This window comes from Nereida ignava (assembly GCF_001049735.1).
Classification (GTDB): Bacteria; Pseudomonadota; Alphaproteobacteria; order Rhodobacterales; family Rhodobacteraceae; genus Nereida; species Nereida ignava.
This window is the reverse complement of the sequence record NZ_CVPC01000005.1, coordinates 52,170-67,672: the sequence shown is the minus strand read 5'-3', so window position 1 is coordinate 67,672 and position 15,503 is coordinate 52,170. Positions and strand designations below refer to the sequence as shown.

Below are 15,503 nucleotides of genomic sequence, written 5' to 3'. Positions count from 1 at the left end.
TGAAGATGCGGTGCGGTCGGTCCTTGATCTACATCAAGAGTCTCCGCAATCTTTGGAATATGTTTAAAAAATAATTCCGCCGTCAGAGTCGTCGCCAGTTGCTTCGTGCAAGGCGGATAGGTCCTCGACCACAAGGTGTTTGCGATCATTAAAACTGAGGACACCGTCTTTCTTGAGGCTGTTTAATTGACGGCTGACTGTCTCAAGAGTGAGGCCAAGAAAGTTCGCAATTTGGTCACGCGTCATGGGCAGCGATACACTGGCGGTGCCGTTGTCTTCGGGCAACTGTGAGCGGCGGACAAGCATCTCAACAAAAGTTGCGATTTTTTCGCGCGCAGTTTTGCGACCGAGCAACAGCATCCAATCGCGGGCAACGTCGAGCTCATCAAGTGCCAGTTCCATCAGGCGTTGTGCCACATGGGGCGTTGTCTCGACCAGTTGCTCAAACGGCTCTTTGTTGAAGCAACACAAAGTGACATCTGTTGTCGCTGTGACATCAAATTCAATCTCGTCGCGCCCGGGTCTGCCAATGAAATCCGACGCTAGCAAAAGACCCACCATTTGGGTGCGACCGTCTTCTAATGTCTTTGAAAGAGATGCGACGCCTTGCACCAGAGATGCAACATACTCTAGCTTCTCACCGCGCCACAAAATAGTCTCACCCGCTTTGAAAGTGCGGTAGGATTTCATGCCTTCAAGCGTCAAAAGCTCATCCGTATCGCATTTTGCACATACGGCGCGATGGCGGATCGGGCATTCACTACATCTCACTGCGTTATCGACAGAAAAGTTCATTACGGTTGATCTATATCAAGGACTGTTGGCTGAAGGTATTTAATACCAAAGCACATGGAAAAGATAGCACTTCTCAACAAATACGGGCTGTTCGACGCGAAAGTTCCGCGCTACACAAGCTACCCTCCAGCCAATCATTTTGAAAACGGCGTTGGGCCTCGGCATCAAGACAGTTGGTTGCGCGCCGTTCCAGATGGGGCGGAAATTTCTGTTTATGTCCACATCCCATTCTGCAAAAGGCTGTGTTGGTTTTGTGCATGCCGAACCCAAGGGACAAGAACGCTGCGCCCCGTTGATGCCTATGTAGAGGTGCTGAAAGCCGAGATCACAAAGGTGCGCTCGAAGTTACCGAAGGGTGTGAAGATGGCACGTCTTCACCTTGGGGGCGGGACGCCAACTATATTATCCGCAAACACTATGCGCGATTTTCTTGGTAGTATTTTTGGCGCGTTTGAGCGTACGGCGACGCATGAGTTTTCCGTAGAAATTGATCCTACCGAGGCATCAACTGAATTGCTGGATACGCTGGTCGAATTCGGCCTTAACCGCGCCAGTATCGGCGTGCAGGACTTTGCCGAGCACGTACAAGACGCCATTGGCCGGCCCCAGAATTTTGAACAAACGGCCCGTGTGGTGACACATCTGCGGGCCGCGGGCGTGCCGAGCATCAACATGGACTTGCTCTATGGATTGCCCACACAAACGCATCAGAGCTTTCATGCGACGATCAACCAAGTTTTGAAAATGCGTCCCGATAGGCTGGCTATTTATGGCTATGCGCATGTGCCTTGGATGTCGAAGCGGCAAGTGATGATCAATGAAGCAGATTTGCCAAAGCCAATTACTCGCTTTGAGCTGGCCGAGATTGCACAGCGCCGGTTTGTCGATGCAGGCTACGGTATGATTGGAATTGATCACTTTGCCCTTGCGACCGATAGCCTTTTTGACGCCGACGCGCGCGGGCAACTTCGCCGTAACTTTCAGGGCTACACAGATGATACCGCGGACACTTTGATCGGGTTTGGCGCTTCAGCCATTTCTAAATTTCGCGAGGGCTTCATTCAAAACGCGCCGTCAACTTCTGCCTACCAAGAGAGAATAGCTGACACCGGCTTTGCTGGTCATAAAGGCTACGTGATGTCTGACCATGATCTGCTGGTCGCGCAAATGGTTGAGGACCTAATGTGCCGTTTTGCGATTGATGATAAAAAGCTGATGGCTGCTTTTCCGGATCAAGAGACAGTGATCCGTCAAACGGTTGTCAGCCTGATGAACGAATTTCAGGACCTGCTGTTCATTGGTAAGGAGGGCTTGATGTTGCGGCATCAGGCATATGCGTTGGTCCGTATCATCGCCAAACGAATTGATGATTTTACGTCTGTCGGCGAAAGCCATTCCGCTGCTGTTTGAATGCGGAACTTGGTCAAAATAAAAAGGCCGCCTCCAAAACTGGAAGTGGCCCTTTCAAATGTTTTGTGAGGTGACGCTTAGAGCAGCCCTGCAAATTCCATCGCAGATTTAATTGCGTCTTTTGTCTCTTGGCTCAGTTCAACCAGTGGTGAGCGTACTTCTTCCGTGCACAGCCCCAGCAATGACATGCCGTATTTTGCGCCACAGGTGCCTGGTTCCATGAAGATCGCCTTGTGAAGCGGCATAAGCACATCAAGCTGCTCTAGAGCCGTTGCGTAATCGCCCCGCAAAGTAGCGTTCTGGAAGTCTGCGCACAGTTTTGGTGCAACGTTTGCAGTCACTGAAATGCAGCCAACGCCGCCATGTGCGTTAAACCCAAGGGCTGTAGCGTCCTCGCCGGAAAGTTGCACAAAATCTGTACCGCAAGTCATGCGGGTCAAAGGTACGCGCGACAAATCACCTGTCGCATCTTTTACGCCGACAATCATCTCATGCTTGGCCAGCTCACCCATTGTTTCGGGGCTCATGTCCACAACAGAACGGCCAGGGATGTTATAAATGATGATCGGCAAACTGCAGTCCGCAGCGGCTGTGAAGTGCGCGATCAGACCGCGTTGTGTGGGCTTGTTGTAATAGGGCGTCACGACCAGCGCCGCATTTGCTCCGGCGTCTTTGGCGGCTTGCACAAGGCGCACGGTCTCAGATGTGTTGTTGCTACCGGCACCTGCAATAATGGGCGCGCGACCGGCTGTGTGATCAATGACGGTCTGCACAACTAAATCATGCTCAGAGTGGCTCAGAGTAGGCGACTCGCCAGTTGTGCCGACGGGTACAAACCCGTGTGTGCCGTTGTCCAAATGCCAATCAACCAGCTTTTTCAGCGCGGCAAGATCCACTTGGCCGTTCTGAAACGGCGTGATGAGTGCGGGAAGAGACCCTTTGAACATAACACGCTCCTATTGGTTGAATGGCGCAGATGCGCGCCTTTGGTGTATCCCGCGTGAATGCCAAGGATGTGTGATGATGTCTAGAGGGGCTCTTGGTTTGCGCGCTTTGACCGGAAGATTGTGAACAGCCCTGCGCCCACAATAATGATGCTACCAATCACAACGTTCATCTCGAGAACCTCACCGAAAATGGTGATACCGATGCCCGTTACGAAGACCATGTGCAAAAAGTTAAACGGGGCCAACGCACTAGCTTCGGCCAATGTGTAGGCCTTGATCAAGAGTGCATGCCCAACAAGGCTGGTCAGGCTTAATGTGCCCATCCAAAGCATATCACTTGGTGACATTGGCTCAATGAACCAAATTCCAATTGCTGTCGTAATTAATGCCCCAAAAACGCCTGTGTAGAAGATACTGGTCTCGGCGCTGTCTTGTCTGGCGACAAGGCGGGTCAGAAGGGAATAAACGGCAAACATAACCGAAGACAAAAGAGCCAGCAGCGCCGCAGGGGCAAACACACCATAGCCCGGTTGTAGGATGACAAGAATACCGATGAAGCCGATGAAAATGGCAACCCACCTGCGCCAGCCAACAGCTTCGCCAAGCATTGGGCCTGACAGGGCAGCCACGATAAGCGGGAAGGCCGAAAAGATGACAATCGTCTCAATTAGACCAATGAGCGTAAACGCCAAAATCCCAACGCAAACCTCAAGCGCCAGCAATAGGCCACGGCTAATCTGTAACCAAGGCTGATTTGTTTGCGCTGCCTTTTTGATCCCGCCGCGGCGCAGGGCCAACATCAGAACAAACGCCGCAAAGACCCAGTAGCGGATCATCACCACCATCCACACGTTATAAGTGCCTGCAAGGTGCCGTGAGATGCCGTCTTGGATCGCAAAAATTGCGAGTGCCAGCACCATAATGGCGATGCCTGTGCGGGTGGTGTCGATCATCGTTTCCCCACGCTCATGTGACGTTTCCGGCCAAAGCCGCTTATCCGCTCAACAGTAAAGCCAGCGTCTGACAGCTTTTGGCGCACATGACCTGCGGCGGTGTATGTGGCGAATGTACCGCCTCGCTTTGTGTGATCGCCGACAGCGGTCATTAGATCAGCGCTCCAAAGCTCGGGGTTTTTGGCGGGGGAAAAACCGTCCAGAAACCACGCATCCGCTTGCCCTTGCCAGTTGGGAACTGTTTCACGGGCGTCGCCTTTTATGATGGTTAACTGAATGTCAGAAGGAAGCGCTTTGCCAGCCAAAAACTCCAGCAGATGTTCTGTAAGGGGGGCAAGCTCTGTAAATGGTGCAAGTGCTGCGCGGGTATCTTCGATCGATAAAGGGAATGCCTCAAAGGAAGTGAAGTGTAGCGTGCCTTTGCACGCTGATTTGCGCCATGCGTCCCATGTCGCCAGAAACGACAGACCGGTGCCAAAACCAAGTTCGGCAATGTGGAAACCGTCAGTGAGGCGCTCGGTCAGCTGATTGCCGTCGTGAAAAACAAAGCGGGTTTCTGCAAGCCCATCTTGCAGCGAATAATACGGATCATCAAAGCGGCGCGCGATTGGCGTGCCGTCTTGCCATTCAAGATCGCCGTGCGACTGGTCCATGGGGTTACCTTAAGCTAGATGTGATAGCAGTGGCGCAGGAGCAAAGATTTGGCAACGTTTGATGTAACAGTTCGGGGTGCGGGGGTGTTCGGGCTTAGCGTGGCGTTTTGTTGTGCCAAGCGCGGCGCAAAGGTGCGTGTGATTGACCCTAACGGCGTCGCGGCGGGTGCTAGTGGCGGTGTTGTTGGTGCGCTAGCGCCCCATGCGCCGGACAAATGGAATTCCAAAAAGCAGTTTCAGTTCGAAAGCCTGCATGAGGCGGAAAGCTTTTGGCAGCTTGTTGAGAAAACGGCGGATGCGAAAACTGGCTACGCCCGCACAGGCCGCTTGCAACCCCTATTGGATGAGCGCGCAGTGCATTTGGCCCGCGAAAGGGCTGTGTCAGCGCAAGACCTTTGGGGTGATGGATATACATGGAAAGTCGTTGGAGCGGCGGGTGATTGGGTGCCACAATCACCTACTGGGCTGCTGATCCAAGATACTTTGACGGCACGCATCCACCCGCGTGCGGCGACCCAAGCATTGGCCAAAGCGGTTGTTGCCTTAGGCGGGCAGATTGCCTCCGAAGGTCCGGATGAAGGTAAAGTTGTGCTGGCAACGGGGGTCCGCGGTCTGCAGCAAATGTCTGAGCAATTGGCCAAGCCTGTGGGTAATGGCGTGAAAGGGCAGGCTGCGGTGCTTGATTTTGATGCCTCTGACCGGCCCCAACTTTTTGCAGATGGGCTTCATATCGTGCCCCATTGGAACGGTACCGTAGCGATCGGTTCCACGTCCGAGCGGCTTTATGAGCACACCGACGTGGATGATCAATTGGACGATGTGATTGCGCGTGCGAAGTCTTTGTTTCCTGTCTTGGCTTACGCATCGGTGATTGAGCGCTGGGCTGGCTTGCGGCCCCGTGCCAAATCGCGCGCGCCTATGCTGGGGGCTTACGGTGACGTATATGTTGCCAACGGCGGGTTCAAAATTGGCTTTGGCATGGCGTCCCGGGTGGGTGAAACTATGGCCGCGCTGGTTTTGGACGGCGTTGATGAAATTCCAGATGCGTTTCGGGTGGAGGCCTCATTGTAATGCGTGTTGAAGCACTTGATCATCTTGTCCTGACGGTTGCGGATGTTGCTGCAACTGTTCGCTTTTACGAGGATGCGTTGGGCATGCAGCCCGTACGGTTTGACGCAGCGGATGGCACATCCCGTTGGGCGCTGATGTTTGGGGTGCAAAAGATCAACCTGCACCAAGCGGGCGCGGAGTTTGCACCCCATGCAGACAACCCCAAGTCAGGGTCAGCTGATCTGTGTTTCTTAAGCGATCAGGCGGTGTCTACATGGGTGCAATGGTTCGAAAAGCACCACGTCGAAATTGTTGATGGCCCTGTTGAGCGCACAGGCGCGCAAACCAAGTTACTATCGGTTTATGTACGTGATCCCGATGGCAACTTGATTGAGGTTTCAAACGCCATTTAGCTTGGGCGCAGCTTTGCCATTAGCTTCTCAATACCTGCTACTGTACGCTCGTTTGTTAGGTGCCCGTTTTCGTCGAACGCGTCGGAACTGTTGGCAAGCATCACTTCGGGTCCGCTGATGACGTGGGCCATGAACGGGTTCATCGCGAGGCGTAGGTTTGATTGGGCCCGCTCCCCGCCCGCGCGGCCTGCTGCTGCTGATAAAATTACAACTGGCTTATCTTGCCATACGCTGCCTTCCGTACGGCTCACCCAGTCCAATGCGTTTTTCAACACACCTGAGATGCCTTTGTTATACTCAGGTGTTTAAATGATCACTGCATCTGCTGCTTTGATTTGATCCGCGAGCGCCTGAACCGAGGCAGGAATGCCCTCAGCGGCCTCTAGATCACCATCGTAAAGTGGCAGGTTCAAATCAGCCTCGACATAGGTGCTAGCGCCGCCAATGCGTGCAGCTTCACGAATGAGTTTACGGTTGGTGGCCTCTTTACGCAGGCTTCCAGAAATGCCGAGTACATGCATTGGCTTGTCCTTTTGTTGACACGCGTGTCAGGTAAGGCAAATCAGTGACAGAGCAAGGGCAGTGATCATGCAGCATGGTGGAAAAATCTTGGCAGCGCAGCTTGCAAAGATGGGTGTTAAGCGGGTTTTCCAAGTTCCGGGCGAAAGCTTTTTGGCGGCTCTAGATGGCTTGCTTGATCACGATATTGAAGTTGTTACCTGCCGTCATGAAGGTGCTGCGGCGATGATGGCTGAGGCACATGCAAAACTAACGGGCCAAGTTGGGGTGTGCTTTGTGACCCGTGGTCCCGGTGCTTGTAATGCCTCTGCGGGAATTCATATCGCGCGCCAAGACAGCAGCCCTGTGGTGATGTTTGTCGGTCAAATTGCGCGATCCGATCGTGGGCGCGAGGCGTTTCAAGAAGTTGACTACCGCCAGATGTTTGGTGATTTGGCGAAGTGGGTTGAGGAGGTTGATCAGACCGAACGCTTGCCCGAGTTTATCCAACGCGCTTTTCAAACGGCATTGTCAGGGCGGCCTGGTCCGGTTGTGTTGGCGTTGCCCGAAGATATGCTGAGCGCGGCCTGCAACGATGTACCCCTGCGTGAGGGTGCCGTGCTGCATCAAGCGTCTGATCTAGCAGAACCAGCGAAAACAATCATGGAGAGGATCGAACGTGCGCAGCGTCCTCTTATTGTTGTGGGTGGCCCGCATTGGTCCGCAGACGCGGCACAGAGTTTGCGTGAGTTTGCCGAGGCTAACAACATTCCCGTGGCCGCAGGGTTTCGTCGGCAGGATTACATCGACAATCAAAGCTTTGCGTATGCCGGTGATTTGAACGTGGGCCTGAACCCCAAGTTGGCAGCGTGCTTCAAAAAAGCTGATTTGATCATCGCGCTTGGTAGTCGGTTGGGCGACATCGAAACGCAGGGCTATTCCCTGATGGCAGACCAAAAAGCGTTGGTTCATATCCATGCGGGTACTGAAGAAATTGGCCGTGTTTGGCCGACAGAGTTTGGTGTCGTGGCCCGTGCTGATGAGATGATCGAGGCGCTGCATAAGTGCACCCCCCTTCAACGCCAGCCTGATTGGATGGCCGAGTGTCGCGCAGCATATGATGCATGGCTACAGCCCACGGAAAGCCCCGGAGATGCGAAGCAGGAAAACATTATCGGCTGGCTGTCGGAGAACCTGCCCAAGGACGCGATTGTCACGAACGGCGCGGGGAACTACGCCGCGTGGTTGCACCGTTATTTCAGCTACAAGAGCTACGGCACACAGCTTGCGCCAACTAGCGGCAGCATGGGGTATGGCTTTCCTGCGGCGATTGCAGCCAAACTTGAGCACCCTGCCAAAACGGTTGTTTGTTTAGCGGGCGACGGCTGTTTTCAAATGACGCTTAACGAAATGTCGACAGCGATGCAGCACGGTGCGTCCGTAATTGTGATTGTTATGAATAACCGGCGCTACGGCACCATCCGTATGCACCAAGAAAAGACATATCCTGCGCGCGTGAGCGGAACTGATATGGCGACCCCTGATTTTGCTGCTCTTGCCCGCGCCTATGGGGGTCACGGCGAGACGGTGCAAAATGACGGTCAATTCGCAGAAGCGTTCAAGCGCGCTGAAGCCAGTGGCAATGTTTCAATCATCGAAGTGCAGCTTGATGATGACGTGCTTTCAACGGGTCAATCGCTCAGCGCGACCCGTGCTTTAGCCTTGAAAGGGTAAAAACGCCTCAACCGCTGCAGTGGCAATAACGATGGTTTGGCCCGTTGCAGGGTTTGCACTGTTGTGTCCGCCTTTCACGCCCTTAACCGTTGCTTTGCCGCGCGGAAGTTTTGCGGTTAGCGCGTCAAGATCAAGCTTGTCGGGCTCTGCCACACCAACGGTGACTTGCACGTGCATCATGTCGTGGGAAATACCCAAAGCCTCGAACATCGGGATAGATGAATGGCGCAGGGCATCTTCAATCGCACGCGCTGCGGCTTTTGTGTAATCCATACCGTAAAGGTCATTGCCCATGCCCATTTCAATGATGAAACGTTGATCAATACTCATGCGGTGCCCTTCAGGTCGAGAGACACATGAATGACCGCGTGGGCCATGATGGTCGGGTTGCCGCCTGCGGCCTCTGGGCGGGGAATATCAAGGCCGCCGTGGTGTGTCGTTATGTTGATTTGGCCGTATGGGAACACGGATTTCAGACGCTCTGTGTCCACTGTATCTGGTGCTTGGCAGACAATCTCGACATCGATGATCATATCCTCTTTGTCTTTGCCAAAGAGCTCCGCAAGGTTGATCGAGTTGTGCCACAGTGCGTCTTTCAGGGCTTTTTCAGAGGCGGCTGTGTAGTCTAGCCGGCGCAAGGAGCTGCCCATGCCAAATTCAGTCAACAAACGATGCTTCATGAGTGCCCCCAGCTTTGCCTAAAACTCAACGCCAATTTGCGCCTTGATACCCGAGCGGAACGGATGCTTGATCAACTCCATCTCAGTGACCAGATCGGCGTGTTCGATGAGCTCGTCTTTGGCATTGCGGCCTGTCAGAACGACGTGGGTCATATGGGGTTTGTGATCGCGCAAGAAGGCTACGACCTCGTTCACGTCAAGGTAATCATAGCGCAACGCGATGTTGATCTCGTCGAGCAGCACCATTTTGTTTGCGTCGTCCAAGATCAGCTCTTTTGCCTTGGCCCACGCCGCCTGCGCCATTTCTGTGTCGCGTGACCGGTCTTGGGTTTCCCAAGTGAAGCCCTCGCCCATGGTATGAAACGCACAAGTATCGGAGAATTTGGATAGGATCAGATCGCGCTCACCTGTGGACATGCCACCTTTAATGAACTGCACAACAGCGCACTGCATATCATGCGCGATACACCGGAAGATCATGCCAAAGGCCGAGGAAGATTTACCCTTACCTTTGCCAGTGTGAACAATAACAAGGCCCTTTTCATCGGTTTTAGTCGCCATGATTTTATCACGAGCAACTTTCTTCTTGGCCATTTTCATTGCGTGGCGATCATCATCCATGTCCGGCTCCTATCCACTTGGTGTGTTGTGTCGATCTAAGAGGGAAATACGCAGGAGGGCAATGGGCGTTAGGGCTTTGTTAAGGGATATTGCCGATTAGTGAAGACGTAGCGAGTTAAGGAGATTTGCGATGCGTCTGTTTTGGTGTGCCGTTTTGGTATTGGCGGGATGTGATATGGGTGGGCCTGCGTTCATCGGGCTGGAGCCGATGCGCATTTCTGTTGGCGGAAGCGATTTTACGGTTCGTCAACGAAACGACCGCGCAGAGGTCATTCGCACCAATATGGAGTGGGCACCGGACGCGGGTGCGGTTGCTGATAAAATGTTGATCGCTATCCAGCAAACTACTGGATGCACCGTTCGCAAGGGCACGCTTAGCGGCGATCAGGCAAAGGCTGTTGCGCGCCTAAAATGCGTGGATGACGGAACCTACGCGATCAAGCGGCGCTAGCGTTTGTAGGCATCAATGCGCGCTCGGGCCGAGTTTGAGCGGGGGACCCACAATCGACGGTCAATCGCCTCTTGAAGGCGATCGGCGATGTCGCGCAACGCGGGGTCATTGTGTTCCGCAATGAAATCACGGGTATCATCATCGGCCAGAAACGCCTCTTCCACGAGGTCAAAGTGGTGCTGCTTTACAGCGCCTGTCGTAGCGGCAAATGCAAACAGATAATCCACTGTTGCAGCAATTTCGAAAGCGCCTTTGTAGCCATGCCGCTTAACCCCATTGATCCATTTGGGGTTCACCACACGTGACCTGACAACACGGCCAATCTCATCATCAAGGGTTCTGATTAACGGGCGTTCAGGGCGCGAGTGATCGTTGTGATAAACTAGTGGGTCTTTGCCCTGTAGCGATGCCACAGCCGCCGCAGCGCCACCTTCAAATTGATAGTAGTCGTCGCTGTCCAGAATATCATGCTCGCGGTTGTCTTGGTTTTGCACAATCGCATCTACTTGTGACAACCGCGCGCTTAGGCCGTCGCGGTCACGCGCGCCTTCAAGGTTCGCGCCGTAAGCGTAGCTACCCCACTCAAGATAGGCATTACCCAGATCGGCTTTGTCGTTCCAAAGACGCTCATCAATCATGGCTTGCAGGCCAGCACCGTAAGCGCCGGGTTTGCTGCCATAAACGCGCGGCCCTTTGTTTAGCGCGGCATGGTTGTCCGGTTCATCCAGTTCTTGAATTGCGCGTGAAGCGCTGTCCACCAGCGCGATTTGTTGTGGAAACGCATCACGGAAAAAGCCCGAGACACGCAATGTCACGTCAACCCGTGGCCGGCCCAGAACGCTGTGTGGGATAACTTCAAAACCTGTGACGCGGCGCGATGCCATATCCCACTTGGGTTTAACCCCCATCAGGGCCAGCGCTTGTGCAATATCGTCCCCACCCGTGCGCATATTGGCTGTGCCCCAAGCGGTCAGTAGCAACGCACGGGGCCAGTCACCGTTGTCCTGAAGATGCTTTTCGATCAGCAGGTTTGCCGACTTCCACCCAAGGGTCCACGCGGTTTGTGTTGGGATCGCGCGGCTGTCGACGGAATAAAAATTGCGGCCCGTTGGCAGTGTGTCCAAGCGACCACGGGTAGGGGCACCTGATGGGCCTGCGGGGACGGCCAGACCGTTCAATCCGGTGAGCAGTGCGTTTGTTTCTGCGAGGCCACAGGCTGCAACGGTTGGGCGTACCACTTGGGCGATATGATCCATAACCAACGCGCTTTCTGGGCCCGGGGCGTGCGCAGTTTCATCCAGTAATTTGATGGCGAATTCTTCAAGGCGCTCAACCGTGTCGCCTGCCGTGCGCCACGTGCCGCCGCCAAGTGCGTCCGGCTTGGGACCTGCCCACGGCGTGGACATTTCGCAATTCAAGGGATTAAATCCAAGCTCAAAGTCACGGGCAAGTGCGCCAATCAACGACGCATCCACACCTTCACCGCTGCCGCGTGCCACACGGGTTAGCGCAATCGTTAGATCACGCTCTTGGGTATCTGTGGGGGAGGTGCCGAAAATATGCAGGCCGTCGCGAATTTGTGCCTCTTTCAGCTCGCAAAGATAGGCGTCCAGTTTTGCAAGATCAGTATCTTCATCGGCCCCGTTCATGCCGACATCACGGTCAATTCCTGTTGCTGCGGTCAGGGATAAAATCTCGCGGCGCAGATGGGTGATCCGGCGCGGATCAACACCAGCGGCTTCGTAATATTCATCCACGAGTGCCTCAAGATCTTTGAGCGGCCCGTAGGTTTCAGCGCGCGTTAGCGGCGGGGTGAGGTGATCAAGGATAACAGCCTGTGCGCGGCGTTTTGCTTGGGTGCCTTCGCCGGGGTCGTTGACGATGAACGGGTAAAGGTGTGGCGTGGGACCAAAGACGACCTCGGGCCAACACGTTTGGGAAAGCGCTACTGCTTTACCTGGAAGCCACTCGAGGTTACCGTGTTTGCCCATGTGCACAATTGCATCGGTATCCCAATGGTGGCGAAGCCAGATATAAAACGCGAGATAGTTGTGCGGTGGGATCAGATCAGGTGAGTGGTATGTTTCCTCAGGATCGATGTTGTAGCCACGTGCAGGCTGGACGCCGACCACGGCATTACCAAACTCAAAGATCGATAGTTTGAAGCCGTCTTCTTGTGCCTGCGGCGCGGATATTTTTGAACAAAAGAAGGGATCGTCTGTTGGCGCCCCCCATTTGTCGTTCATCTTTTGTTTGATGTCATAAGGCAGCGCATTGAAGTGTTGTTCATAGATGCTGAGCGGAAGATGCACGCCGCCAGTTGTCTGTGCACGGTCCGTCAGCCAGTTGGTGGGGCCCGCCATGATCATGTCCATCAGTGCCTTGGATGAAGCAGGGGGCGCAGTGTTGTAACCGTCACGTGCAAGTGCGCTAAGCGCATCAACTGTTGCAGCTGGCGTATCAAGGCCCACGCCATTTGCGAGACGGCCGTCTTTGTTAGGGTAGTTCGCCAGAACGAGCGCCACTTTTCTGTTTGCTTTGCGGGTGTGCCGCAGCTTTGCCCAGTTCGCTGCCAGCTGTGTGACGAAATCAATTCGGTCACCTACGGCTTGATACGTTGCGATGGGACATTGGGTTGCGTCGTCGAAATAGGCCTCGCCCTTGAACGATACAGCGCGGCTCAAGATGCGGCCGTCCACTTCTGGCAGGGCTACATTCATCGCGATGTCGCGTGCGGACAGTCCCGTCAAACCATCTGCCCATGCGTCTTGTGAACTTGCTGATAGCACGACTTGAAATACGGGTGCTTGATTGGCAGCAGCGCTGGTCAAAGGGTTTTGCGGTGTGTTTTGCTCATGCGGGCTGCCCACTGCAAAAGACGTACAGTTCAAAATGGTGGCTGGCGGCGCTTTGCAAAAAAGATGCTCAAGGGTGGCTTGGCTAACTGGATCCTTTAGGGACGCCACAAACACCGGCATTGGATTTAGCCCCGCCCGCAACAGTGATTTTACCAGACGGTTTATCGGGTTCAGCCCTGCGCCTTGGACAAGTGCACGGTAGAAAATGATTGGAACAGCTGGCGCGTTTTTGGTCCAGTTTTCTTGCAGGCTCGCCAGCGTGGCGGATTGCTCGCCCGGCCAATACAGTCCTGCGCGTAGCAATGGCGCGGCTGCTGCCGGTGATGTCCCGCGCCCAAGCATGGCATTGGTGTATTCCAGAAAACCAGTGGCGTTGGCCGGGCCGCCTTCTGTCAAATATGCCCAGAGTGCGTCGTAGTCTTCATCGCTTACGGTCGACAGATTGCGCAGCTCTGGATCAGGTTTGTCATCACCGGGCAACAACGCCAAAGGTATGTTGTTGTCATGGCAATTGGCGGCGTATTGCTCAACGCCGTAGCGCCAGTATCCTGTTCCCCCAAGCACCCGCGCAATTACCAGTTTTGAGCCTGATGTGCAGTCTTGGATGTGCAAATCAACGGACATCGGATGCATCAAATGCATCATGCTGGCCAGTCGTAGTGTAGGTGGAGACTGCATCTCGGCACGGGCGGCAGACAAGGCTGCCAACTCTGTGTCTGCTGCTGAAATGAACACAACATCCGCTGGCGTTTGGCCAAGGTCTACGGGTTCTTTCCCGTCATCAATTGAACCGGGTGTCGCGGCAAGAAGGTGCATTGAGTTTACTCTGGTTTATGAGAAATGGTGGTGATGTCAGCCAGCGTTTTGGTCATGAAAATACTTGTCGCGTTTTGGGTGTAATCCCCAAAAGGGCCGCATGTTTCAAAGCCGTGGCGTGCATAAAGGCGGTGCGCCGCGTGCAGAGCGTTGCCAGTTTCCAGCTTGAGTTCGGGCAGTTTGAGCGAGCGCGCGTGATCTTCTAGTGCGCGCAAAATAGCATCTGCGATTCCCTGACCACGGGCCTGCGGGTCAACGAACATAGACTTCAACTCACCGTAGTTTTCGCGCGCAGCTACTGCACCGGTCCCCCTAATGACTTGCCCACGCCGAGCCACAAAAAAGTGGATGTCCGGCGCGCATAGCTCATCAATGTTGAGGAATGCGTTGTCTTCGGGTGGAAACAGGCTTTCCATCAGACGATGGCTTTGCGTAAGCAGTGCCGTCGCCTGTGGGTCTTTTGGATCGCCTAGTTCTACGATGATCATGCGCGTAGGGCAGCATCGATTGCACTGCGGTCAAGGCCCGCTTGGCCAATCACAACAAGCCGCGTTTGACGCGGGGCCGTTCCAAAAGGCTGGTCGAAATACGTATCAACCCGTGGCCCAACCGCTTGCAACGTGAGGCGCATTGGTTTGCCTTCGACCGCAGCAAAACCTTTGAGGCGCAAAATGTCATGGGCTTGGATGACATCTGCGACTTGTGCGGCAAACGCCTTCGCATCACCAATTTCGCCTAAGGTGACAACAAAGGATTCAAAGGCATCATGGTCGTGATCGTGATGATGGTGATGCCCCTGATCATCGTCATGGGCGTGATCATGATCATCATGATGATGTTCGCCTTCTTCTGCGTGATGGTCATCATGGTGGTGATGGTGCACTTCAGCGCGCGCTTCCATATCACCCTCGGAACCAACACCTTGGCCAAGCAAAACGTCAACAGGCAGCGCGCCCATCGAGGCTTTGACAACCTGCACACCGCTTCGTGCTTCGGATTTCAGTTTGTCCGTAAGCGCAGTGGCCTCATCCGCGGTGAGAAGGTCAGATTTGTTCACCACAATCATGTCTGCACAGGCGATTTGATCCTCGAATAGTTCGGACAGGGGTGTCTCGTGATCAAGGTTATCGTCAAGTTTGCGTTGGGCATCCACCGCCGCAACTGAATGTGCAAAGCGTCCCTCTGTTACAGCTTTTCCATCCACTACTGTAACGACACCGTCGACGGTCACTTTGGTTGAAATGCCGGGCCAGTTGAAAGCGCGGACAAGCGGTTGTGGCAGCGCAAGCCCAGAGGTCTCAATCACGATATGATCAGGCGCGTTTTCACGCTCGAGCAGTTTTTCCATCGTCGGGATAAAATCATCCGCTACGGTGCAACAGATGCAGCCGTTTGACAGCTCCATGATATCATCTTCAGTACAGGTCTCGTCGCCGCAGCCCTTAAGAATGTCACCATCCACACCAAGATCGCCAAATTCGTTGATGATCAACGCGATGCGCTTGCCTTGTGCGTTTTGCAGCATGTGGCGGATCAGTGTTGTTTTGCCTGCGCCCAGAAAACCGGTGACGACAGTAGCAGGAATTTTCGCAGCCATAATGGCCTCCATGTCAAAAAGATGCGC

At 54.2% G+C, this 15,503-nt stretch carries 15 protein-coding genes and 1 pseudogene; 5 read left to right on the top strand and 11 right to left on the bottom strand.

What is annotated here, in order from left to right; translation table 11 throughout:
* Nucleotides 1-63: 63 nt before the first annotated feature.
* Nucleotides 64-795, bottom strand: a complete 732-nt coding sequence (fnrL, locus tag NIG5292_RS04950; protein WP_048598404.1) for a transcriptional regulator FnrL — start codon at nt 793-795, stop codon at nt 64-66.
* A 54-nt stretch (nt 796-849) separates the two neighbouring features.
* Here fnrL and hemN point away from each other — a divergent pair, with 54 nt between their 5' ends.
* Nucleotides 850-2,205: an oxygen-independent coproporphyrinogen III oxidase gene (gene hemN / locus NIG5292_RS04945; RefSeq protein ID WP_048598403.1), complete on the top strand. Its 1,356-nt coding sequence runs from the start codon at nt 850-852 to the stop codon at nt 2,203-2,205.
* A gap of 77 nt (nt 2,206-2,282) precedes the next feature.
* On the opposite strand, the gene dapA is transcribed toward hemN, so the two are convergent.
* From dapA to mnmC2, 3 genes are all read right to left on the bottom strand, one after another.
* On the bottom strand, nt 2,283-3,152 hold the full coding sequence (gene dapA / locus NIG5292_RS04940) for a 4-hydroxy-tetrahydrodipicolinate synthase (RefSeq protein WP_048598402.1): 870 nt from the start codon (nt 3,150-3,152) through the stop codon (nt 2,283-2,285).
* An 80-nt stretch (nt 3,153-3,232) separates the two neighbouring features.
* Nucleotides 3,233-4,105, bottom strand: a complete 873-nt coding sequence (locus NIG5292_RS04935; protein ID WP_048598401.1) for a DMT family transporter — start codon at nt 4,103-4,105, stop codon at nt 3,233-3,235.
* Nucleotides 4,102-4,758 carry a tRNA (5-methylaminomethyl-2-thiouridine)(34)-methyltransferase MnmC2 gene (mnmC2, locus tag NIG5292_RS04930; protein WP_048598400.1) on the bottom strand — a complete coding sequence of 219 codons (657 nt, stop codon included), beginning with the start codon at nt 4,756-4,758 and terminating at the stop codon, nt 4,102-4,104. The genes NIG5292_RS04935 and mnmC2 overlap by 4 nt, the downstream gene beginning before the upstream one ends.
* Before the next feature lie 48 nt (nt 4,759-4,806).
* Here mnmC2 and NIG5292_RS04925 point away from each other — a divergent pair, with 48 nt between their 5' ends.
* The gene (locus tag NIG5292_RS04925; RefSeq protein WP_048598399.1) at nt 4,807-5,829 is read left to right on the top strand and encodes an NAD(P)/FAD-dependent oxidoreductase; all 1,023 of its coding nucleotides are present in this window, start codon (nt 4,807-4,809) and stop codon (nt 5,827-5,829) included.
* Nucleotides 5,829-6,221 carry a VOC family protein gene (locus tag NIG5292_RS04920; RefSeq protein WP_048598398.1) on the top strand — a complete coding sequence of 131 codons (393 nt, stop codon included), beginning with the start codon at nt 5,829-5,831 and terminating at the stop codon, nt 6,219-6,221. The genes NIG5292_RS04925 and NIG5292_RS04920 overlap by 1 nt, the downstream gene beginning before the upstream one ends.
* Here NIG5292_RS04920 and NIG5292_RS04915 read toward each other — a convergent pair.
* A pseudogene (locus NIG5292_RS04915) lies at nt 6,218-6,742 on the bottom strand (NADPH-dependent FMN reductase). The gene NIG5292_RS04920 and the pseudogene NIG5292_RS04915 overlap by 4 nt on opposite strands.
* Nucleotides 6,743-6,809: 67 nt before the next feature.
* On the opposite strand from NIG5292_RS04915, the gene NIG5292_RS04910 reads away from it, so the two are divergent.
* Complete coding sequence (locus NIG5292_RS04910) at nt 6,810-8,453, top strand: thiamine pyrophosphate-dependent enzyme (RefSeq protein ID WP_048598397.1); 1,644 nt, start codon at nt 6,810-6,812, stop codon at nt 8,451-8,453.
* Here the strand turns inward: NIG5292_RS04910 and NIG5292_RS04905 are convergent.
* The 3 genes from NIG5292_RS04905 to cobO are packed head-to-tail and all read right to left on the bottom strand — an operon-like array spanning nt 8,436 to nt 9,754.
* Nucleotides 8,436-8,783 (bottom strand): Lin0512 family protein, encoded by a 348-nt coding sequence (locus NIG5292_RS04905; RefSeq protein WP_048598396.1) that lies wholly within the window; start codon nt 8,781-8,783, stop codon nt 8,436-8,438. The two genes, NIG5292_RS04910 and NIG5292_RS04905, sit on opposite strands and share 18 nt — an antisense overlap.
* A complete protein-coding gene (locus NIG5292_RS04900; RefSeq protein ID WP_048598395.1) occupies nt 8,780-9,133 on the bottom strand; it encodes a Lin0512 family protein in 354 nt (117 codons plus the stop codon). The genes NIG5292_RS04905 and NIG5292_RS04900 overlap by 4 nt, the downstream gene beginning before the upstream one ends.
* A gap of 18 nt (nt 9,134-9,151) precedes the next feature.
* The gene (cobO, locus tag NIG5292_RS04895) at nt 9,152-9,754 is read right to left on the bottom strand and encodes a cob(I)yrinic acid a,c-diamide adenosyltransferase (protein WP_048598394.1); all 603 of its coding nucleotides are present in this window, start codon (nt 9,752-9,754) and stop codon (nt 9,152-9,154) included.
* A 130-nt stretch (nt 9,755-9,884) separates the two neighbouring features.
* On the opposite strand from cobO, the gene NIG5292_RS04890 reads away from it, so the two are divergent.
* Nucleotides 9,885-10,205 carry a hypothetical protein gene (locus NIG5292_RS04890; RefSeq protein WP_048598393.1) on the top strand — a complete coding sequence of 107 codons (321 nt, stop codon included), beginning with the start codon at nt 9,885-9,887 and terminating at the stop codon, nt 10,203-10,205.
* Here NIG5292_RS04890 and cobN read toward each other — a convergent pair.
* From cobN to cobW, 3 genes are read right to left on the bottom strand one after another with little or no spacing between them, the layout of a single operon-like run.
* Nucleotides 10,202-13,879, bottom strand: coding sequence for a cobaltochelatase subunit CobN (gene cobN, locus NIG5292_RS04885; protein ID WP_048598392.1), 3,678 nt, complete (start codon nt 13,877-13,879; stop codon nt 10,202-10,204). The two genes, NIG5292_RS04890 and cobN, sit on opposite strands and share 4 nt — an antisense overlap.
* A gap of 5 nt (nt 13,880-13,884) precedes the next feature.
* Nucleotides 13,885-14,367, bottom strand: a complete 483-nt coding sequence (locus tag NIG5292_RS04880) for a GNAT family N-acetyltransferase (protein ID WP_048598391.1) — start codon at nt 14,365-14,367, stop codon at nt 13,885-13,887.
* Nucleotides 14,364-15,476: a cobalamin biosynthesis protein CobW gene (gene cobW, locus NIG5292_RS04875; RefSeq protein WP_048598767.1), complete on the bottom strand. Its 1,113-nt coding sequence runs from the start codon at nt 15,474-15,476 to the stop codon at nt 14,364-14,366. The genes NIG5292_RS04880 and cobW overlap by 4 nt, the downstream gene beginning before the upstream one ends.
* Nucleotides 15,477-15,503: the final 27 nt, after the last annotated feature.

What these genes read in the sequence shown, in the direction of transcription:
- fnrL (WP_048598404.1), bottom strand. Translation starts at nt 795, where the DNA reads ATGAACTTTTCTGTCGATAACGCAGTGAGATGTAGTGAATGCCCGATC.
- hemN (WP_048598403.1), top strand. Translation starts at nt 850, where the DNA reads ATGGAAAAGATAGCACTTCTCAACAAATACGGGCTGTTCGACGCGAAA.
- dapA (WP_048598402.1), bottom strand. Translation starts at nt 3,152, where the DNA reads ATGTTCAAAGGGTCTCTTCCCGCACTCATCACGCCGTTTCAGAACGGC.
- NIG5292_RS04935 (WP_048598401.1), bottom strand. Translation starts at nt 4,105, where the DNA reads ATGATCGACACCACCCGCACAGGCATCGCCATTATGGTGCTGGCACTC.
- mnmC2 (WP_048598400.1), bottom strand. Translation starts at nt 4,758, where the DNA reads ATGGACCAGTCGCACGGCGATCTTGAATGGCAAGACGGCACGCCAATC.
- NIG5292_RS04920 (WP_048598398.1), top strand. Translation starts at nt 5,829, where the DNA reads ATGCGTGTTGAAGCACTTGATCATCTTGTCCTGACGGTTGCGGATGTT.
- NIG5292_RS04910 (WP_048598397.1), top strand. Translation starts at nt 6,810, where the DNA reads ATGCAGCATGGTGGAAAAATCTTGGCAGCGCAGCTTGCAAAGATGGGT.
- NIG5292_RS04905 (WP_048598396.1), bottom strand. Translation starts at nt 8,783, where the DNA reads ATGAGTATTGATCAACGTTTCATCATTGAAATGGGCATGGGCAATGAC.
- NIG5292_RS04900 (WP_048598395.1), bottom strand. Translation starts at nt 9,133, where the DNA reads ATGAAGCATCGTTTGTTGACTGAATTTGGCATGGGCAGCTCCTTGCGC.
- cobO (WP_048598394.1), bottom strand. Translation starts at nt 9,754, where the DNA reads ATGGATGATGATCGCCACGCAATGAAAATGGCCAAGAAGAAAGTTGCT.
- NIG5292_RS04890 (WP_048598393.1), top strand. Translation starts at nt 9,885, where the DNA reads ATGCGTCTGTTTTGGTGTGCCGTTTTGGTATTGGCGGGATGTGATATG.
- cobN (WP_048598392.1), bottom strand. Translation starts at nt 13,879, where the DNA reads ATGCACCTTCTTGCCGCGACACCCGGTTCAATTGATGACGGGAAAGAA.
- NIG5292_RS04880 (WP_048598391.1), bottom strand. Translation starts at nt 14,367, where the DNA reads ATGATCATCGTAGAACTAGGCGATCCAAAAGACCCACAGGCGACGGCA.
- cobW (WP_048598767.1), bottom strand. Translation starts at nt 15,476, where the DNA reads ATGGCTGCGAAAATTCCTGCTACTGTCGTCACCGGTTTTCTGGGCGCA.